This window comes from Olivibacter sp. LS-1 (assembly GCF_008245145.1).
Classification (GTDB): domain Bacteria; phylum Bacteroidota; class Bacteroidia; order Sphingobacteriales; family Sphingobacteriaceae; genus Olivibacter; species Olivibacter oleidegradans.
In genome coordinates, this window is record NZ_CP041643.1 from 504,970 (window position 1) to 525,216 (window position 20,247).

Annotated in this window: 12 protein-coding genes; 5 read left to right on the plus strand and 7 right to left on the minus strand. The window is 41.7% G+C overall.

Annotation, left to right across the window (positions count from 1 at the left end; translation table 11 throughout):
* Positions 1-776: 776 nt before the first annotated feature.
* A complete protein-coding gene (locus FKG96_RS02055) occupies positions 777-2,471 on the plus strand; it encodes a GMC oxidoreductase (RefSeq protein ID WP_149105116.1) in 1,695 nt (564 codons plus the stop codon).
* A gap of 34 nt (positions 2,472-2,505) precedes the next feature.
* Here FKG96_RS02055 and FKG96_RS02060 read toward each other — a convergent pair whose 3' ends face one another.
* From FKG96_RS02060 to FKG96_RS02090, 7 genes are all read right to left on the minus strand, one after another.
* The gene (locus FKG96_RS02060; RefSeq protein WP_130854822.1) at positions 2,506-4,455 is read right to left on the minus strand and encodes a glycoside hydrolase family 97 protein; all 1,950 of its coding nucleotides are present in this window, start codon (positions 4,453-4,455) and stop codon (positions 2,506-2,508) included.
* Position 4,456: 1 nt separating this feature from the next.
* Complete coding sequence (locus tag FKG96_RS02065) at positions 4,457-5,605, minus strand: aldose epimerase family protein (RefSeq protein ID WP_130854821.1); 1,149 nt, start codon at positions 5,603-5,605, stop codon at positions 4,457-4,459.
* A gap of 11 nt (positions 5,606-5,616) precedes the next feature.
* The gene (locus FKG96_RS02070; RefSeq protein WP_130854820.1) at positions 5,617-6,642 is read right to left on the minus strand and encodes a family 43 glycosylhydrolase; all 1,026 of its coding nucleotides are present in this window, start codon (positions 6,640-6,642) and stop codon (positions 5,617-5,619) included.
* A 2-nt stretch (positions 6,643-6,644) separates the two neighbouring features.
* Positions 6,645-8,615: an alpha-L-arabinofuranosidase C-terminal domain-containing protein gene (locus FKG96_RS02075; RefSeq protein ID WP_130854819.1), complete on the minus strand. Its 1,971-nt coding sequence runs from the start codon at positions 8,613-8,615 to the stop codon at positions 6,645-6,647.
* 27 nt (positions 8,616-8,642) lie between these two features.
* On the minus strand, positions 8,643-10,187 hold the full coding sequence (locus tag FKG96_RS02080) for an alpha-N-arabinofuranosidase (RefSeq protein WP_130854818.1): 1,545 nt from the start codon (positions 10,185-10,187) through the stop codon (positions 8,643-8,645).
* A 111-nt stretch (positions 10,188-10,298) separates the two neighbouring features.
* On the minus strand, positions 10,299-11,858 hold the full coding sequence (locus tag FKG96_RS02085; protein WP_130854817.1) for a RagB/SusD family nutrient uptake outer membrane protein: 1,560 nt from the start codon (positions 11,856-11,858) through the stop codon (positions 10,299-10,301).
* 18 nt (positions 11,859-11,876) lie between these two features.
* A complete protein-coding gene (locus FKG96_RS02090; protein ID WP_207303714.1) occupies positions 11,877-14,942 on the minus strand; it encodes a TonB-dependent receptor in 3,066 nt (1,021 codons plus the stop codon).
* 295 nt (positions 14,943-15,237) lie between these two features.
* Between FKG96_RS02090 and FKG96_RS02095 the strand changes: the two genes are divergently transcribed.
* The 4 genes from FKG96_RS02095 (at position 15,238) to araA (ending at position 20,181) form a co-directional block, all read left to right on the plus strand.
* Positions 15,238-15,930, plus strand: a complete 693-nt coding sequence (locus tag FKG96_RS02095) for an NUDIX domain-containing protein (protein WP_013664326.1) — start codon at positions 15,238-15,240, stop codon at positions 15,928-15,930.
* A gap of 170 nt (positions 15,931-16,100) precedes the next feature.
* Positions 16,101-17,792, plus strand: coding sequence for a ribulokinase (locus FKG96_RS02100; protein WP_130854816.1), 1,692 nt, complete (start codon positions 16,101-16,103; stop codon positions 17,790-17,792).
* Between the two features lie 5 nt (positions 17,793-17,797).
* The gene (locus FKG96_RS02105; protein ID WP_130854815.1) at positions 17,798-18,505 is read left to right on the plus strand and encodes an L-ribulose-5-phosphate 4-epimerase; all 708 of its coding nucleotides are present in this window, start codon (positions 17,798-17,800) and stop codon (positions 18,503-18,505) included.
* Between the two features lie 176 nt (positions 18,506-18,681).
* Positions 18,682-20,181, plus strand: coding sequence for an L-arabinose isomerase (gene araA / locus FKG96_RS02110; RefSeq protein WP_130854814.1), 1,500 nt, complete (start codon positions 18,682-18,684; stop codon positions 20,179-20,181).
* Positions 20,182-20,247 lie beyond the last annotated feature (66 nt).

Below are 20,247 nucleotides of genomic sequence, written 5' to 3' on the forward strand. Positions count from 1 at the left end.
AAGTATCACAAGTTATCGCCCTAAGCAAAATGGAGGTTTATTATTGTCAATTGTTAGCAAGAGCAAATATAATTTGATATGCATGTAATAGGCGATCAAATATTAACCATTTATTACCTTATTTTAAAAGGAAATGTAATATAATAGTTAGCTTTCACATCCTTAGCCTTCATTCCACCAAGGATTTTACTTTTAAAAAGGAACGTTTTTTTGTCACTTTTTTCCGCAAAAAGTAACCAAAAACTCATCGCTTGGAACTTTGCTACAAACGGTAGTGCATCAACGTGCAAACCGCAAATTTCCTAGGCGATATTTTAATAGAACGGAGGGTTTTTGCGGGCAGCCAACAAGGCCTCGGGTGTGGGGTAAAACGGCCTTGAAGGATACCGATGCAACGAGCAGCAAAGCATTTGCACCTCTGTTTATGTTGCACTACCCAAGCGGATTGAGGAAGTGAAACGGCTCCAATACGCGCCAGTGATGCTTTGCCATCAGATGCAAGGTAGCCTACACAGCCTTGATTTTGCTCAACTTTTATCAAGAAAAGTTGAATAAAGAAAACGTTCTTATAATATAAACACCTTCAGCTATATATTAAAAGCGAAACCAACCAACGGGAGTTTGCCGAAGGTAATCTCTGTTCATTCCATGTAAAAAATTTGTAGCTGAAACTCTTTTTTTCGAAAAAGGGTTTCATATAAAAAATTAAAACTCTATTTTCAACGATGCGAGCATCCGGCTTGCATGAGAAGACAATTTTAACCTGCAAATCAAAGATGGAATATACATTTGATGCTATTGTCATTGGTTCCGGTATTAGCGGCGGCTGGGCAGCCAAAGAATTATGTGAAAGAGGGCTGAAAACATTGGTTATCGAGCGGGGCCGAATGGTAAAACATGTCCGGGATTACCCCACTGCGATGCTTGATCCTTGGGATTTTCAACATGGCAATACAAAAACATGCACCATGATTGAAGAGAACCCGACCATCAGTAAACACTATGCATTTGATGAATCAACGAAACACTTCTATATACAGGATGCGCTGCATCCTTATATCCAAGAGAAACCTTTTGATTGGATTCGAGGTTACCAAGTGGGCGGTAAATCACTCTTGTGGGCAAGGCAAACCCAACGCTGGAGCGATTATGAGTTCGAAGCCCCAAAACGCGACGGATTTGCTGTTGATTGGCCTATTCGTTATAACGACTTGGCTCCCTGGTATAGCCACGTAGAAAAATTTGTCGGTATTTCCGGTAATCGAGACGGGCTTCCCAACCTTCCTGACAGTGAAGTTCTACCCGCATTTGAAATGAATGCAGTTGAAAAATACATTAAAAGTAAAATCAATCGCCATTTTCCCGATAGACCGGTCATTATGGGAAGGTGCGCACACGTGACGGCTCCGCAAACAGTACACACGGAGCAAGGGAGAACAAAATGTATGGCTCGCTCACTATGCCAACGAGGTTGCCCTTTTGGTGCCTATTTCAGCTCAAACGCTGCCACCTTACCTTGGGCGGAGAAAACCGGGAACCTCACCATTAAAACAGATACCGTCGTACATTCCATCCTGTATGATGAGAAAGCAGGAAAGGCCGTTGGTGTAAAAGCGATTGAAAGTGACACGAAACGGGAACATCTATACAAAGCCCGTATTATATTTGTAAATGGCGCAACTTTAAATAGCAATTTAATTTTATTGAACTCAAAATCGAGTAAATTTCCGAATGGTCTTGGCAATCTGAATGGCTTAATGGGAACGCACATTGCCTTTCATAACTATCGTGGAAGGATAACGGCCTCTATAGACGGTTTTGAAGATCAATATTATTTTGGTCGCAGGCCCACCCAAGTATTTATGCCCTCTTTTAGAAATGTGTATAAACAGGAAACCGACTTTTTGCGCGGTTATATGGTGGCCTTCAGTGCAAGTAGAGAAGGGTGGTCCAAGCGGGCAGATGGTATCGGCTCCACTTTCAAAGAGGCGCTTACGGAGGCTGGAAAATGGGTAGTTTCCATGATGATGCAAGGAGAAACGGTACCTATCAAAGAAAACCATGTACGATTAAGCAACGATAAATCGGATCAATGGGGAGTGCCTTTATTAATAACATCTATCGCCTACACGGAAAACGATGATAAACAGCTTCGGGATTTCTTTCAAGAGGGAGTAAAAATGCTTGAAACCGCTGGCTGTCAAGACATTGTTACAGTTGATCAACATGCTATTGGTTATAGAAATCCAGGGCTTGAAGTTCACGACATGGGAGGTGTGCGCATGGGAAACGACCCGGATACATCCCTTTTAAATAAATGGAACCAACTGCATCATTGCAAAAATGTATTTGTTACAGATGGGGCCTGTATGACTTCAACCGGTAACCAGAATCCATCACTCACTTTTATGGCCTTGACAGCGAGAGCTGCTAATTACGCCGTGGATGAAATAAAAAGAGGCAACTTGTAAATTAAGTTGCCTCGCTTGCGATTCCATTTAATATCTAAAACTTCATAACGAAGCCTCCATTTCCTTTCATCGATATCGGAAGCTTGTTTGTCGCCGTAATAGTTTGATGTGTTATAAGCTCCGAACCATTCCCATCTGTAAATAACGCTCCTTGCTTTCCATCAATAAAAGACAAGTTAAGCGCCAATTGTTTCTCTTGCGTTTCTCCATTAATTCCAGCTATATACCAATTATCGCCTGATTTACGGGCAATAATTACATATTTACCGGGATACCCATCAATGAACTTCACATCATCCCAGCTGTTTGGCAACGCACGTAAAAAATGCTGGACATCTTCCGATACATGTTTCATTCCTTCCGGTGACTCTGCGTAATGTTGGATACCTGAAAGAAAAAGTACACTTGTTGCCAATTCAAACGCACTACTTGTTTTGCGTTGCACACTGCTTTGAATTTTATAAAGATTCATCGGTGTGAAATCCATCGGATCGAATGCATTGCGTGTAAAAGGAAGCATGGTAGCGTGCGTTGCTTCTTTATCAGCGTCGGCTTGACCAAAAGTGACCATTTCAAAACCACGAACAGCTTCTGTAGTCATTAAGTGAGGGTAGGTTCTTGCCCAACCTCTTGGCAAAGTAGCGCCATGAAAGTTTACTAATAATTGGTAGCTGGCTGCGTCTTCCAAGATTTCTTGATAATAACGAATAACTGATTGACCATCTCCTCCGAAGAAATCGACCTTGATTCCTTTAATGCCCATTTCCTTTAAACGCTTAAACTCCTGTTGCCTATCGGTATGGGTTAACAATTTATCTTTTGGCGTGTATTTTACCGTGTTCCAGTCTCCCGCAGAATTATACCATAAAATTAGCCCAACACCTTTCCGGCTGGCATACGCCGATAATTCAGCGATTTTTTCGTAGCCAATCTTTGTATCCCAGTTCACATCAATCAGGCAATATTGCCATTTCATATTTGCCGCAAAATCAATATACCGCTTTTGTTCATCATAGGTAATAAAATCGTCCTTGGAATTAATCCAGCTCCACGAGGCCTTACCGGGTTTAATAAAGGAGGAATCGGTATCCATCGCGGGCGAAGCAAGGTCGGTCCCTAAGGTAGATTCAATTATGGTTGCCAAATTACCAACGGTAACAATCCTCCATGGAGAATAGAACGCTTTATCTGAACGAGGCAAAATACCATCGTTTACTATTTCTTCCCTGGAATCAGGAAAAGCCACTTGATAAACTCCATTGGGCGATTGCGCGGCTAAATGGGTTGCACAATATTGGCTATCCAAAGCCGATTCTGTAATAAGTAACCAGTTATTGCCGCTTTTAAACAGCGAAGGATATATCCAGCCCGCACCTGTTTTTTCCGCCGTCCCTACCGGTATTTCCTGCTCATAATGTTCCTCATAAGAAGGATTCGTATGCTCCCAACCGGTTTTAGCAACGGCCATAGGTTGTAACCAAGCCTTCGACCCTGTTGGTAAGTGATAAGTTGTTAATTCTTTTTCAACCTTGGTGAGTGCTTTTATGTTAGGAAAATAATAACGGAAAGCTAAGCCATCATTTGCTAATTGAAATATGATGCGGCAATGTTGACCTTCTTCATTTTGTAACTCCAAAACCAGACCATTTGCTGCATAATGATTTTGCTTTCTCTTTGCATTGTACATTACATAGTTATCGCTAATTCCGTGATAGGCGGAATCAAATGTTACTTGTAATTTGTCGTCAAACTTAGTTTGGCTAAGCAGGACACCCAACCGTGACGAGTCTAACACCAGGGTATCATTTTTACGGAGCTGATACCATAGTCTTCCTTTCGCATCCAATTTATAAGTCAGGACGATTTTCCCGTCAGGGCTCTTCAACACCGACTGCGAGCTCGATTGGCAGGCCATAAAAGCCAGACAATATAGAAATGATGTACTATACTTGATCCACTGGCATATTTGCTTAAATCGTATCATCTTATTTAATTGAAAATTTATAGATTGTTTTGGTCTTGTAAGGCTCGCCCGGTCTTAACTCAGTGGAAGGAAAAGCTGGTTGGTTGGGTGAATCAGGAAAATGTTGTGTTTCCAGACAAAAGGCCGAGCGATATCCGTAATCTTTCCCGTCTTTGCCTATCTTTTGTCCTCCCTCCATAAAATTGCCGCTATAAAATTGTATGCCCGGCTCTTCAGTCAACACTTCCATCTCAATCCCTGTTTTTTTGCTATATACCAAAGCAGCTGTTTGTAAGCCTTCTTTTTTGTTCAACACAAAATTATGGTCATATCCCTTCCCTCTTTCTATCTGCTCATCATCCGCATTGATACGCGCACCGATTGGAGTCGCTTTTCTAAAATCGAAAGGCGTACCGGTAACGTCCATAAATTTACCGGTAGGAATCAGGGTTTCGTCTACAGGTGTAATCTGGTCTGCATATAGGGTTAAATCATGATCTAAAATGGTTGAATCTCCTTCACCATTTAAATTGAAGTAAGCATGGTTCGTTAAATTTAAAACAGTTGGTTTATCGGTCGTAGCGGTATAATCGATTTCCAAGCTATTGTTTTCTTTTAGGGAGTAAAGCACCGTCATATCAACGTTACCAGGATACCCCGCTTCCCCATCGGTCGAGTGATAAGTCAATTTAAGTGTTTTTTCATCTATCTGTTCGGCATCCCATACCCTATCATATACACCATTAGTCCCTCCGTGCAGTGAATTTTCTCCGTCATTTTTTTCCAGTTGATACGTTTTTCCATTGAGGGTAAATTGACCTTTTGCGATGCGATTTCCATACCGGCCTACAATAGCACCGTAAAAAGTTGCTTTATTTGCTTTGTAAGTTTCGGCCTTGTCATAGCCTAATACGACGTCTGTTTGTGTATTTTCTTTATTCGGGACTAACAAACTTACCAAACGCGCCCCGTAATTGGTAATGGCCGCTTTTGCCTTACCATTTATCAATGTATACAGTTTTACCTCTTTTCCATCAATTTCAGCATTAAAACCGGAAGTTGTATCAACTTTCACCGTATCCGCCGTTTCAGCAGATTGTTGGGTACGCTGGTTGCATGCTCCGTTTAACAGACCCGCGGCTATTGCAGCAATGTAAATTATTTTGCTCATGATTATACTATCTATTGGTTTGATAATTCATTATTAATCAACAAAGGCCAACCTTTGTTGTCCCATTTTAATTTCTCAATTCTTAATTTAGGTTTACCCTGATCCTGAGCGTCATAGCCATGAAAAACGAGATAATCGTCTTCTTCAAGCTTTATTACGGCATTATGCCCGACGCCATGCCATCGGCTATCGCCCGCCAAAAGGAGTTTACCACCGGCAGAAGCCAAGTCTTTCCCCTGATCGTCCAAATAAGGTCCTGTCACCTTTTTCGCTCTTCCCACAATCATTTTATAAGTGCTTGCCGCTCCTTTGCAACAATAATCGATGGAGGCAAAAAGATAATAATAGCCTCCCCGTTTAAAGATAAAAGGAGCTTCAACGGCATTGCCCCCTGCATCAACTGGATTGTTGTCTATGGCTGGGGGATTAGGTGCCCGGCGATTTATCTTTCTACTGGCAAGTGTTGGTATAGTAAGCAAATCGTCCTCCGTTCGCATACCGTCTCTACTTAGTCTCACCAATTTGATACCGTCCCAAAAGGAACCAAATGCAAGAAATGGATGCCCACTTTCGTCGAAGACTAGATTGGGATCTATGGCGTTCCAATTCGTCTTCCCAGGTATCGACTGGATCACTTTTCCACGGTCCGTCCACTTAAACCCCGAATCTTGCGGATTTAAAGTTGGATTAGTCGCTAGTCCAATACAGGAGGTGTTTTTTCCAAAAGCAGATATACTATAATAAAGATAGTACAAGCCGTTAAAATAATGGATATCAGGTGCCCAAATATGCCCTTTAAATGTTGGCACTTCCCGCTTTGCCCAGGTCGGTGATTCCGGAAAAACAGGTGCCTGTTTAGACCAGTTTTCCAAATCGGTTGAAGACCATACATCAATACCATCTCCGGTAGCAAAGAGATAATATTTATCGTCTGCCGAAATCAACACCGGATCGTGTACGATTACCTGTCCCGGCTGCTGTGCATAGCTAGAACAGGTAATCACGAGAAATACAACAATTAGATTCCGGCTTAGCATATCTATTTAATCTTGATTTTGAAGATATGAAAAGAATAGGGTGATAAGTCGGAGATTATCGTTTTCCCTTTAAGCGTCACCTTGTCAATTTTCGGGCTGACTTTATTGGGATGCTGAATGGAATTCTCTTCCGCTAATCCAGCGGTCAACACAATATGTTCTACTTCTTTTGCTAAATTTTCTTTTGTTTGTATATTAAAACTACCATTGATAGGATAATCGTTATGATTTACCACCTTAATGATCGCTTCGTTGGTTTTACTGTCTAGTACCGCGGACGCATATAGACCATCCTGACCACTAGGAATCACGTTATCCATACGAACGGAGATTACATGAGTTCCTTTGTTTATAGCGTATAGCTTCTGCACTTGATAGTTCGGTGTACCGTATGCTTGCAAATTATCCACCCAAATAAGGTCAGGTGTCCATTGCCATCCGTCAACATGAGCGAATAAGGGTGCATAAGAAGCCATACCGACAACGTCTGCATTTCGTTCTACCCCGGTTAGGAATGCTGCTTCGGCAATAGCCGCTTTCCAGTTATTTCGGTTACCGGTACCTGCGGTCCGATCAGTATGGGCAGCATATTCACCCGCAAAAATTTTTGGTCCTTGGCGATCATAAGCGTCATAGCGATTAGCATGGGTCAAAAACCAATCGGGACTGCGATAATAATGTTCATCAATAAAATCGACCTTTAGTCGTCTTAACTCCTTATTAAGAAATTCAAAACGTTCGCCTTCGGGATCGGTACCTGAACTAGCTACAATCTTAATATTCGGATATCGTTCGTTAAGGGCTTTTTTGAAGACTTCAAGTCGTTCTATATATTGCGGACCCCAGTTTTCATTCCCTACTCCTAACATTTTTAAATTGAAGGGCAGCGGATGTCCCATTTCGGCACGCAGTTTTCCCCATTTTGTGCCGGTATCCCCATTAGCAAATTCTATTAGATCCAATGCATCCTGTACATATTCATCCAGTTCATCTATTGGAACCAGCTCGGCCGTATTGAACTGGCAAGCCATACCGCAGTTCAAGATGGGCAATGGCTCGGCCCCGATATCCTCCGCCAACTGAAAATATTCAAAGAACCCTAATCCAAAGCTTTGATAATAATCAGGTGTTAAGCGATGCTTAAACTCGGTATTCCATCGATTGATGATGAGCTTACGATCCTCAATCGGCCCAACGGTCTTTTTCCATTGAAAACGATTAGCTAAGTCTCTGCCTTCAACGATACACCCACCGGGAAATCGTATAAAACCCGGTTTCATGTCCGCCAATAATTGAACCATATCTTTCCGTAAGCCCCCGGGTCTGTTTTTCCAAGTATCTTCCGGGAAAAGCGAAATCATATCTACATCTAGCGTACCCTTCCCTTCGAACCAGAGAACAAGTTTCGCTTTTGGTTCCGTTTTAGCGGCTCGGAAGCTTATCTGCTGCTTTTGCCAATCCGTCCCGGTTTTTTCCGGACGAAGCGTACTCTCCCCTATTACAGCACCCAAGGTATCCACCAGCTGTAAACGTAAAGTAATGCCAGGTACAGCTTGTTTATACAAGACACTAAAGTCATATCGAAGTCCCTGCTTAATCCCCATGCCGCGGAAACCTTCGTTTTGTAATCCAACTTTTTCTGATGATAAGCTTGTGTTAACCCGTAAAAAACGTGGATTATTGGGTTTGTCTTTTCGATTCAATACCAAGAAGGTTCCCTCTCCGATCTTCTCACCCAATTTCTTCCAGCCCATAAAAGGATCTGCGAATTCAAAGGACCTATTCTTTATAAGTTCAGCATAGATTCCGCCGTCCGCTCCTAAATTAATATCCTCAAAAAACACCCCCCACATATTGGGGGATATGTTTCCTGTAGGATGTGAAATATCGATAGTAAACGATTTCTTTTCTTGCGCACTTAAGCCGAGTGCGCAACTCAAAATAAATACTCCCAGTAACTTCCGTCGAATCATTATGTTATATATCTTTCGTTTGTACCTTTAATTTAACGCTAAGACGGCCACAGAGAATGGCGGTAGCGTGACCGAAATTTGGTTATTTTTCATTTTGGCTCCTTTAAATATTTCTGGTTTTATGTAGCCTGGATTCTCAAAAGAATTATAATCTCTAAGTTTTTTTGAAGTAAGTAATCGTCCGTTTAGATTTTTGTATTTTCTATCACTTAAGTCGATCGTAATTTCTTGCTGGTTTTTAGGGTCGATGTTTACCAACGATATATGTGTATTGCCGTCCTCTGCGATGGATGCCGAAGCGGAAACCGCTGGAATTGATTCGCCGTTAAATGAAAGCTCTTGGCTATTTACTTCAATAGGAACCAATCTAGCATCCTGATGCACTTTGTACATTTCCAAAACATGATAGGTCGGAGTCACCAGCATCTTATCACCTTCGGTTAATATAACCGCTTGTAGCACATTCACAGTTTGCGCCAGATTAGCCATTCGCACCCGTTCTGCATGATTGTTGAATATATTGAGCGTCATACCGGCTATCATCGCATCCCTCATGGTATTTTGTTGATATAAAAAGCCGGGATTAGTGCCGGGCTCTACCTCGTACCAGCCACCCCACTCATCAACAACAAGCGCGATTTCTTTTTTAGGATCATATTTATCCATGATAGCACTATGCTTCTCAACCAGCTCATTCATGAACCAGGCAGATTTCATCGTTTTGAAATACTGTTCATCGGTATACATGGTTGCTGAACCTTTCTTTTGCCAGTCAATTACCGCATAATGATGTAATGCTAAGCCCTTGACCAAAGATTTGGGAATCTTTTTCATAAGCGTTTCGGTCCATTCATAATTATCGCTGTTGGCTCCGGATGCAATACGAAACAGCCCGCCGCTATTGGTCCAATCTGACATAAAGGTGGCGTATTTACGGTATACATCCGCATAATACTCCGGCGTCATATTGCCCCCGCATCCCCACGCTTCGTTACCAACTCCCCAGAACTTAACCTTCCAGGGTTTGTCTCGCCCGTTTTCCCTCCGAAGATCGGACATGGGGCTTTTTCCATCAAAATTGACGTATTGTACCCAATCGGCCAGTTCTTGTACTTCCCCACTACCTACATTACCAGCTAGGTAGGGTTCGGTGCCAAGAAGTTCACACATATTTAAAAAATCATGCGTTCCAAAGCTGTTATTCTCAGTAACTCCTCCCCACCAAGTATTTACGATGCTTGGTCGCTTTCCTTTTGGCCCGATACCATCTTTCCAATGATAGGTATCTGCAAAACAACCACCCGGCCAACGAAGGTTTGGTATGTTTAATTTTTTTAATGCCTCTATCACATCATTGCGAACACCGTTGGTATGTGGAACGGTTTTATTGTCCTCGCCTACATAAATGCCATCGTAGATGCAACGGCCCAAATGTTCGGCAAAATGCCCATAGATATGTTTATTAATGGTAATGGTGTCTTTCCCCGGCAATAATTTCACCAGGTTTTGTGCCCATAATGTCGTACTGGAAATCAGCAAGGACAGTAAGGCAATAAGTGGTTTTTTATTCATGGTATCAATTTTGGTATCTAACAAATAATTGGCTATACGCTCGTCTAAGATAGGAAAATATTAATAAATGTAAAATAAACATTTAAAAACCATCCTATTCAGCTATTCCTTTTAATTTGCCGAATTAGGCAACAAGTTTCTATTAAGATCTAACTCTCGCTGTGGAATGGGAAGGTATTCCTTTCCTGCTCGCCAGGTGTCAAAATCGTTATCATTTTCTTTCAGTTTGGCAAGTTTATCCGGATCATATAACCAGCCCCATCGGATAATGTCATTAATCCGAATTCCCTCAATAGCTAGCTCTAGAAATCGTTCATGTGCGATTTGATCGCGCATTTGCTCTTGTGTCATATTCGGCTTTACACTCGCCAGATCAGGAAGTTTCGCGCGATCTCTTACTTGTTGTATATAAGGATAGGCTTGGTCTGTCTGGCCAAGTTCGTTCAGCGCTTCCGCATACATGAGTAATACGTCAGCATACCGAAGAATACGGTAATTAATGCCTGAGTTTTCCACGCCGTTATTTTCATTTGTATAGCCTGGAATACCATCATGGGTATATTTACGCGGATAGATATTGCTCTTCGGATTTTTCCAAACATCCCCATAGGCCAATTCGGACACACCTGGCTCAAAGGAAGCAATGGTAGATAGCAGTCTGGGATCGAGCTCACCATCTATTGTCCGCTCTTCCTTAAATTCATTATAAAGTCCTCTTGTAGGCAAAAAGTCAGAATAACCAAAACCGTCCATGGCATAGGTATGCCCAACAGAAGAGACTTGCTTCCAGTTGGCATTCGGCTCTCCTCCGTAATTGAAGACAGTTCCTCCAACCGTTTCCGGGTCGGCAAATTGGACTTCAAATAAAGACTCGGCATTATTTTCGTTAGTTGGCTTGAAGTTATCTCGATAATCAGTCATTAAACGATAGGTATTCAGCGTTGGCCCTTCTATTAGCAATCGGAATTGCTCAGCCGCTGCTGCCCAATTTTTCCGATAGAGAAACACTTTCCCGAGCATTCCCACTGCAGCGCCCTTCGTAACTCTCCCGGTTTGATTGGCATCAGGCCCGGATACCGTACTATAAGAAATCGGTAACAACTCTACTGCAGCACGAAGGTCGTCGATAATCTGTTGCCATAAAACCTCTTCAGAGGCTGTTGCCGGGTAATAATCCTGCCTATCGACAGGAGGTGTAAGAATAACGGGAACAGTCTTATAAGTATTTGCTAGGGTAAAATAGGCTAAACCCCTTAAAAAATGAGCTTGTCCAAATAGACGATCCTTCAATGCTTGATCCATCTCAATCTTGGGAACAAACGTAAGCACTTGATTTGCCCTGTATATCAATTGATACCATTGCGACCAAACCCACTCTACTGGTCCGGAGGTTGACATAACCGTAAACTTTCCCGTTTGCACCAAATCGCCCCAGGGGCTGTCTCCTACAAAATCATCTCCTCTTGCATCGGTAAGAGCAGGCATCATCCGCATATAGGTACCGTCTTGAATCAGACTATTGTAAATGGCGATAACACCCGCCGATGCTTGCTCTGCTGTTTGCCAATAAGTCTCTACTTGTTCTTGTTTTTGACTATTAAGATCTAGTTTTTTATCGCATCCAACCATCAACATGGAGAATAAAAACAGTGCGATTATATATCTTTTCATAATTATTTTGATTATATATTAAAACCCAACTTGTACTCCCAACATTAAAGTTCTTGGCTTCGGAAAGGAACCAAAATCAAACCCGGGCTCAAAGACCCCGGCAGTGAAATCAGGATTGTATCCTTTGTAAGATTGGAAAGTATATAAGTTTTGCGCCGTTGCATAGACCCGCAAGCGTTGAACGCCCTTGATCAATTTATCAGGTAAAGTATAGCCCAGTGATACCGTGTTGATCCGTAAATACGTTCCATCTTGCAGCCAGCCCTTTCTATCCGAGTCACGTCCGTTTCCATTGGGATCATTGGCTACCAAACGAGGGATTTCGGTGTTCGTGTTTGTCGGTGTCCAACGCTCCAAAATATCCTCATGTCTATTAATATAATCTGTCGTTAACATAAGGTCTCGGTACATTCTGCTATTGATTTTAAAGCCCGAACTACCGGATGCAAATAAGGTAAAATCTATTTTTTTGTAAGAGGCAGTGAAGTTCAATCCATAATTTAATCCCGGGATAGCACTTCCGAGATAGGCTCGGTCATCCGCATTAATCACATGGTCTCCATTTAAATCCTTAAACTTAAGGTCTCCGGGTGCTGTTCCTGCACTTTGAAAAGCATGCGCATTTACTTCTTCGACCGATTGAAAGATACCTTCCGTCACATAGCCAAAATGCTGTCCCACTTCGCCTCCAATTTCCGTTTTGGAGCCAGCACCATAAATAGGTTCATTATTATCACCCAAAGCCAATACTTTATTCTTAATTGTACTTACATTTGCGGCAATACTAAAATTAAAATCTCCTTGGGTTTTATTATAGGCTGCCATAAACTCAAACCCTGAATTCTGCAAACTTCCCGTATTAACTGTCGGTGCCTTATTAACCGATCCCGTTGAACCGGGAATAGGAACACCAACCAATATATCAGTGGTTTTATTGCGATAATATTCTACGGTAAAATCTATTAGTCCATTCAGCAAAATACCATCCAAACCGATGTTGGAGGTAACTTTAGATTCCCATTTGATATCAGGCGACACTAAACTTGTTTGAAGTCCGCCGAACACTTTTTGGCCATTAAAGTTGTAGACAATATTCGGATTGATATAGCTCATATATAAGTAATCCCCAATATTTTGATTTCCCAGCTTGCCATAACTCGCTCGCAGCTTTAAGTCACTTACAATATCCTTCGATACCTTAAAAAATGGTTCATTGGTCAACTTCCATCCCAAAGCAATCGAGGGGAAATAACCGAACCTATTGCTAGGACTAAATCGGGAAGATCCATCTCGACGGATATTGGCAGTCAGGAGGTACTTATCATCGTAATTATATGTAATACGGCCTAAATAAGATGAAAGCGCATTTTCGTCAATGGTGCCGGAGGCCGTTTTATTGCTTCCATTGTCTAAAATTGGGAAATATGGCTCTGTAAAGGCTTCTGAATGTCCACTACGAACTAATGCAGATCCATACTGGTAGGTTTGCCCGATCAGTGCCGTGAGCGCATGTTTTCCAAACTTTTTTTCATAATTCAAGGTGTTCTCTACCAAGCCCGTTGTATAGGTGCGTTGCCCGTCGTCTAATCTGGAAATATTTGAATGGAAAAAATATCCCAAATCGAAGGCAGGTTGAAAAGCGTAATCCCGCGCCTGTGTTTTGTCGTATCCTAAATTTAATTTATATCGTAAGCTATGCCCATTCTTGTTTATTAAATCGATCTCTCCATAAGCAGTTGCAAACATGCGATCGACGTCTGTATAATTCTCAAACAAACTATTGATGGCAATTGCATTAAGCGATATAACATCATGGATATTCGACTCCGTACCGCCAAAACCTCCCTTATTATTAGGATCATAAATCATTTGTGTTGGAATAGCTTCCACCAAATCGATCACCAATGGCGGGCGACTGCCAGTCAATATGGTATTATTGTAGGTAAGTGTATTTTCGTGCGAGTGTGTATAGGTAAAAGTTTGGCCAACTTTGAAAATACCTTTTCTGGCAGTTGTATTGATGCGTGCAGTATACCGATCATAACTAGGTCCATTGCCAACAAAAGTACCGTCATTACCAAGGTAGTCGAAAGAAAGGTTATAGGTCGTATTTTCCCCACCACCCATAAAATTGAGATTATGGTTTTGCCTTGATCCGTTTTTTAATCCTTCCTTTTGCCAATCCGTATCCACGTTATCAATAAATAGTGGTGAAGATGGATCATTTCCCGGAATGAGCGGTAACCCGGCATTGGTTCTTACTTCATTGGCAATCAACTGATAATCGGTGCGCTTTAAAACCGGTATACGTTGCCAAACTTTATCCACCCCATAGGATCCATTATACTCAATATTTAACGGCGTATTTTTCTTACCCTGTTTTGTTGTAATTATCACCACTCCGTTGGCTGCCATAGAACCGTATATAGCACCTGCTGAAGCGTCCTTTAAGACCTGCATCGATTCGATATCATTAGGGCTGAAATCACGTATGGACGTGCCCACAGGAACACCGTCTACCACATATAGCGGCTGTGCATTACCAAAAGTGCTTACGCCTCGAATTCTTACATTTGGGCTGGCACCGGGCTGTCCATCGCTATTTACGGTAATACCCGGACTCCGTCCCTGTAATAGCTGGGAAATATCATTTGTTAAGTATTTCTTGGATTCGGCAACATCCACAATAGCAACAGAGCCAGTAATGTCTGCTTTTCGCTGCGTTCCGTATCCCACCACCACCACTTCTTCCAATCCCAGTAAATCCTCTTCCAAGGTTATGTCGTAGATGAATTGTCCGGAAACTAAAGGGACTTCTTTTTTTATATACCCAACATTGGTAAATACCAGCTTGCCAATTAAGGCCGGTACTTGAACTTGATAAAAACCATTGAGATCACTTGTAGTTCCGATTTTCGAGCCTGGTAGACTTACGCTGATACCGGGTATAGGCTCTCCTTTTTTATCAGTTACCTTCCCTTTAATTTGCGTGCTCTGTTGGCTCCACCCCAAATGGCTTAGCAGAAGCGCCATGTATACTATCAAAGCGCTACGCCAATTGAATTTTAAATTGATTCGTTGCATGTGTTTATATATTGGTTATTCGTTTTAAGCGTAATCGGTCGGAACGAATATAGAAGCTTTTTATTAAATGTCAATGGAACATTTAATAAAAAGTGTCAAAAAAACACTTCTTTGAATACTTAATCGTTTAAACAAATGATTATCTTTGTAACATTGTCTGCTTTACCAATTTGATAAAGCAACTGGAATTTGACTATCTTTATCGCATGTAATGCAAACGTGGAACTAATTTTTACAGAATGCCGATAATTATCTTAAATGAATATTATCTTACCGATCTAATTACCTTTAAATTATGACGAAATACTCAAAACAAACACGCCTACTTGTTGCCGTAGACTGTATCATCTTTGGATTTGATGGGGAAAGTCTTAAATTGCTGCTTATACAAAGAGGCTTTGAGCCTGAAAAAAATAAATGGAGCTTAATGGGCGGATTCGTGGAGCCGAATGAAACACCTGAGGAAGCCGCTGCACGCGTCTTGAAGCAATTGACGGGTTTAGAAAATGTATATATGGAGCAAATGGAGGTCTTTGGCGAACCCAATCGAGATCCCATTGAGAGAACAATCAGTATTGCTTATTATGCACTTATTGACATTCGTAAATACAAAGATCAGTTAAGCAAGGAGTATCGTGCCGAGTGGATGCCACTAAAAGAAATACCGAAACTTATCTTTGATCATAATAGCATGGTAGAACATGCGAAGAAAAAATTACGCTATAAAGCCGCCCTGCATCCAATACTCTTCGAGTTACTGCCCGAAAAATTTACTATCCCCCAAATACTGACTCTTTATGAGGGTGTTTATGATATTGTATTGGATAAAAGAAACTTTAATAGAAAACTTTTGTCAACAGGTTTATTAGTTCGTCAAAAAGATAAGGATAAAGAGAATTCGAAAAAGGGTGCATTTTATTACAAGCTCAATAAGGAAACCTATAAAGATAAAATAAGTTCATTCTTAAACTTTATACCTAACCCTTAATTTTTTTCATGCACATTTTTTCGATAATATTTTTTTATCTAAAAAAATAAATGTTATTTTGACACGAAATAGCAGAAGAGATTGACAGACTGACCAATTAGTATCGTAAACTCACAGCACTGTAATTCTCTGGGTATAAAAATTAAAGAACGAAATACACTTTAGTATATATGGACAATGCATATGTTATCGGAGTAGACTACGGCACGGATTCGGTGCGATCTGTGCTCGTGAATGCCCGTAATGGACAAGAGATCGCTTCCTCGATCTATCATTACCCCCGGTGGAAAAAAGGTTTATATTGTAATCCTTCCATCAACCAATTTAGGCAACATCCCTTAGATTATATTGAAGGTCTGGAATATACGATTAAAGACTGCTTAAAGCAGAGTGGTGAACAGATATCAGCCAATGTAAAGGCTATCGCAGTTGATACAACCGGATCAACACCAGTTGCCGTTGATAAAACAGGTACACCGTTAGCACTGCTTCCTGCTTTCGAGGAAAATCCAAACGCAATGTTTGTACTCTGGAAAGATCATACATCCGTAAAGGAAGCAGACGAGATCAATCAAACCGCCAAAAAATTTGATATAAACTACCTGCAATACGTGGGAGGCATCTATTCCTCTGAATGGTTTTGGGCGAAGTTGCTCCATATTTTACGTAAAGACAAAGCGATCGCCAACAACATTTTCACTTGGGTTGAACATTGCGATTGGATTCCGTTTTTACTAACCGGTGGCAAAGATGCGCTACATATAAAAAGAGGTGTATGCTCGGCCGGTCATAAATCCCTTTGGAACGAGTCATTTGACGGTTATCCACCAAACGAATTCTTTATTGCTGTCGATCCTTTGCTAAATGGCTTTACCGACAATATTTCAGCAGATACCTATACGGCCGATAAAAAGGCGGGCAATTTATGTGAAGAGTGGGCGCAAAAACTCGGACTCAGCACATCGGTAGTGATCGGAATTGGCGCCTTCGACGCCCACATGGGAGCTGTGGGTGGACAAATTGAGCCATACTATTTAAGCAAGGTAATGGGCACGTCTACCTGCGATATGTTAGTGGCTCCGAACCATGAAGTAGATGGCATCTTAGTAAGCGGTATTTGTGGCCAGGTAAATGGTTCTGTCATTCCCGGCATGCTCGGAATGGAGGCCGGTCAGTCTGCGTTTGGTGATGCCTATGCCTGGTTCAAAAATCTTTTAATGTGGCCACTAAAAAATCTTTTGTCAACAAATGATAATCCGGCATTGGACGATTTGGCGAACCAACTAGAACAGCAGATTATACCGCAACTGAGTAAACTCGCCGAGAAGATCGAACCTAATATTCAGCAAGAATTTGCAATCGACTGGCTAAACGGAAGACGGACACCTGATGCTAACCAGGCGCTTAAAGGAGCTTTTTTCGACCTAAACCTGGGAACAGACGCGGTGCAGCTCTTTAGAGCATTAGCAGAAGCAACTTGTTTTGGCGCTAAGAAAATTGTTGATCGCTTCAATGAACAAGGTGTACCGGTTAAAGGCTTAATTGGCATGGGAGGTGTCGCCAGAAAAGCACCATTTATCATGCAAATGATGGCTGATGTAATGGATATGCCCATAAAAATCCATCGATCGGAACAAACTTGTGCGATTGGAGCCGCTATGTTTGCAGCCACTGCGGCAGGCATTTACACCAAAGTAGAAGAGGCTATGTCTGCCATGGGCCAAGGCTTTGACGCTGAATATCACCCGAATCCGCAAAGAGTTGCGATTTATAAACTACGCTACGAAAAGTATACACAAATGGGTATGCTCATTGAAGAGAAGTTAACCTCAAAAGACAATATATTAACTCATATCGCTTAAAATTCATGGCTAATTTTAATTATCAAGATATAAGAGAGGCTGCATATGAAAGCAATATGCAGCTTCCTAAACTAGGTCTGGTGCTTTTTACATTTGGCAATGTCAGCGTTGTCGATCGAGCTAAAGGAGTTTTTGCCATTAAACCAAGTGGTGTGCCTTACGAAAAATTAAGTCCCGAAAACATGGTGATTGTCGATTTTGAGGGCAATACCATTGAAGGTGACATGAGACCCTCTTCTGATACGAAAACCCATGCGGTATTATACAAACACTGGGAAAATATCGGCGGTATTGTCCATACCCATTCTACTTATGCTACTGCGTGGGCGCAAAGTCAGCGGGATATTCCCATATTTGGCACGACACACGCCGACCATCTTACTACCGATATTCCATGTGCTCCGCCCATGGCCGATCACATGATCAAAGGTAATTATGAATATGAAACAGGCTTTCAGATCCTTAACCACTTTAAGGATCACGGATTGGATTACCGGGAAGTGGAAATGATTTTGGTAGGAAACCACGCCCCCTTTACTTGGGGAAAGACCGCAGAAAAAGCAGTGTACAATAGCGCTGTCTTGGAAACGGTGGCACAAATGGCCTTATTAACGGAACAGATTAATCCCAATGCGCCACGCCTTAAAGATTCATTGATCAAAAAACATTTCGAGCGGAAGCATGGACCGGATTCTTATTATGGACAACAGTAGTTTTAAGTGATGAGTTTTACGTGGTAAGTTTAAATTTACAACAGGGAATAAGCCCCCTGTTTCCCAGCTCCTAAGCCACAGACAAAGGCTGGAAAATCAATAAACGTAAAACTGAAAACTTCTAGGAATATCTTGATACTTGATACAAAACAAATAACGAACAACGAAATATAGATATGCTAAATTTAAAAACTTTTGACGTCTGGTTTATAACAGGAAGTCAAGATTTATACGGTCCTGAAACCCTTGCGCAGGCTGCGGAGCACGCTAAAAAGATTGCTGATTATTTGACGGATCAAGCACTGATTCCGGTTAATATTGTGTACAAACCAATTGTAAAAAACTCGGAAGAAATATATAACACCATCGCAGAGGCAAACAAAGACGCCAATTGTATTGGCATTATTACCTGGATGCACACGTTCTCTCCGGCAAAAATGTGGATCAGGGGATTGAACGCTCTCAAAAAACCCCTCTTACATCTGCACACGCAGTATAATCGAGATATTCCGTGGGACAGTATTGACATGGATTTCATGAACCTCAATCAGAGTGCACATGGCGACCGGGAATTTGGGTTCATCGTTTCCAGGATGCGGATCAACAGAAAAGTGGTGACCGGCTTCTGGCAGGATGAAGATGTTGCCAAAAAGATTGGTATCTGGACTAGGGCCGCCGCCGCTTGGAACGATTGGCAAGGCGCGAAGTTTGTTCGCTTTGGCGATAACATGCGATATGTTGCTGTAACCGATGGAGATAAAGTGGAAGCAGAAATGAAATTCGGTTTCTCGGTTAATACTTATGCCATTGGTGATCTAGTAGCTGAGATAAACAAAGTAAGTGATGAAGCGGTTGCAGCACTGGTAAAAGTATATGAAGAAGAATATATACTTGCCGATAACGCGAAAGAAGGCGGAGCGCAACGGCAACACGTACTAGATGCAGCAAAAATCGAAATCGGTTTAAAGAACTTCCTGGAAGCAGGCGGTTATAAAGGATTTACAGACACCTTTGAGGATTTGCACGGTTTAGTACAACTTCCAGGTATTGCCGCCCAAAGGCTTATGCAACAAGGGTATGGTTTTGCAGGAGAAGGCGATTGGAAAACACCGGCTTTGGTTCGTGCCTGCAAAGTAATGGCTTCGGGTCTACCTGGAGCGAATGCTTTCATGGAAGACTATACGTATCACTTCGATCCTGATAATGCAATGGTACTCGGGTCACATATGCTTGAAGTAGACGCTTCCTTAGCAAAAGATAAACCTCGTTTAGAAGTTCATCCTTTAGGTATTGGCGGAAAGGCAGATCCGGCCCGACTTGTTTTTAATGCAGCAGGCGGAAAGGCATTGAATGCCTCATTAGTGGATATGGGAAACAGGTTTCGCCTTATTGTGAATGTTGTAGAAGGAGTTGATGTACAAAATGAAATACCAAAGTTACCGGTTGCACGCGTTCTTTGGAAACCATTACCGGATATGAAAACCGCATGTACCGCTTGGATCTATGCCGGTGGTGCGCACCATACCGTTTATAGCCAAAATCTAACAAGTGAGTACCTGGAAGATTTTGCACGTATAGCGGGTATTGAATTTGTAAAAATTGATGAAAACACGAAGCTTGGTCAATTCGAAAATGAATTGAAATGGAGTGAGGTGTTTTATCAGATCCAAAAATAAAATAAAAGGTGGCGGAACGGCTCTTTTCGCCACCTTTTTTGCTAACCTTTTAACCTTAACTCCATT

What these genes read in the sequence shown, in the direction of transcription:
- FKG96_RS02075 (WP_130854819.1), bottom strand. Translation starts at nt 8,615, where the DNA reads ATGATTCGACGGAAGTTACTGGGAGTATTTATTTTGAGTTGCGCACTC.
- FKG96_RS02100 (WP_130854816.1), top strand. Translation starts at nt 16,101, where the DNA reads ATGGACAATGCATATGTTATCGGAGTAGACTACGGCACGGATTCGGTG.
- FKG96_RS02080 (WP_130854818.1), bottom strand. Translation starts at nt 10,187, where the DNA reads ATGAATAAAAAACCACTTATTGCCTTACTGTCCTTGCTGATTTCCAGT.
- FKG96_RS02055 (WP_149105116.1), top strand. Translation starts at nt 777, where the DNA reads ATGGAATATACATTTGATGCTATTGTCATTGGTTCCGGTATTAGCGGC.
- FKG96_RS02065 (WP_130854821.1), bottom strand. Translation starts at nt 5,605, where the DNA reads ATGAGCAAAATAATTTACATTGCTGCAATAGCCGCGGGTCTGTTAAAC.
- araA (WP_130854814.1), top strand. Translation starts at nt 18,682, where the DNA reads ATGCTAAATTTAAAAACTTTTGACGTCTGGTTTATAACAGGAAGTCAA.
- FKG96_RS02085 (WP_130854817.1), bottom strand. Translation starts at nt 11,858, where the DNA reads ATGAAAAGATATATAATCGCACTGTTTTTATTCTCCATGTTGATGGTT.
- FKG96_RS02060 (WP_130854822.1), bottom strand. Translation starts at nt 4,455, where the DNA reads ATGATACGATTTAAGCAAATATGCCAGTGGATCAAGTATAGTACATCA.
- FKG96_RS02090 (WP_207303714.1), bottom strand. Translation starts at nt 14,942, where the DNA reads ATGCAACGAATCAATTTAAAATTCAATTGGCGTAGCGCTTTGATAGTA.
- FKG96_RS02095 (WP_013664326.1), top strand. Translation starts at nt 15,238, where the DNA reads ATGACGAAATACTCAAAACAAACACGCCTACTTGTTGCCGTAGACTGT.
- FKG96_RS02105 (WP_130854815.1), top strand. Translation starts at nt 17,798, where the DNA reads ATGGCTAATTTTAATTATCAAGATATAAGAGAGGCTGCATATGAAAGC.
- FKG96_RS02070 (WP_130854820.1), bottom strand. Translation starts at nt 6,642, where the DNA reads ATGCTAAGCCGGAATCTAATTGTTGTATTTCTCGTGATTACCTGTTCT.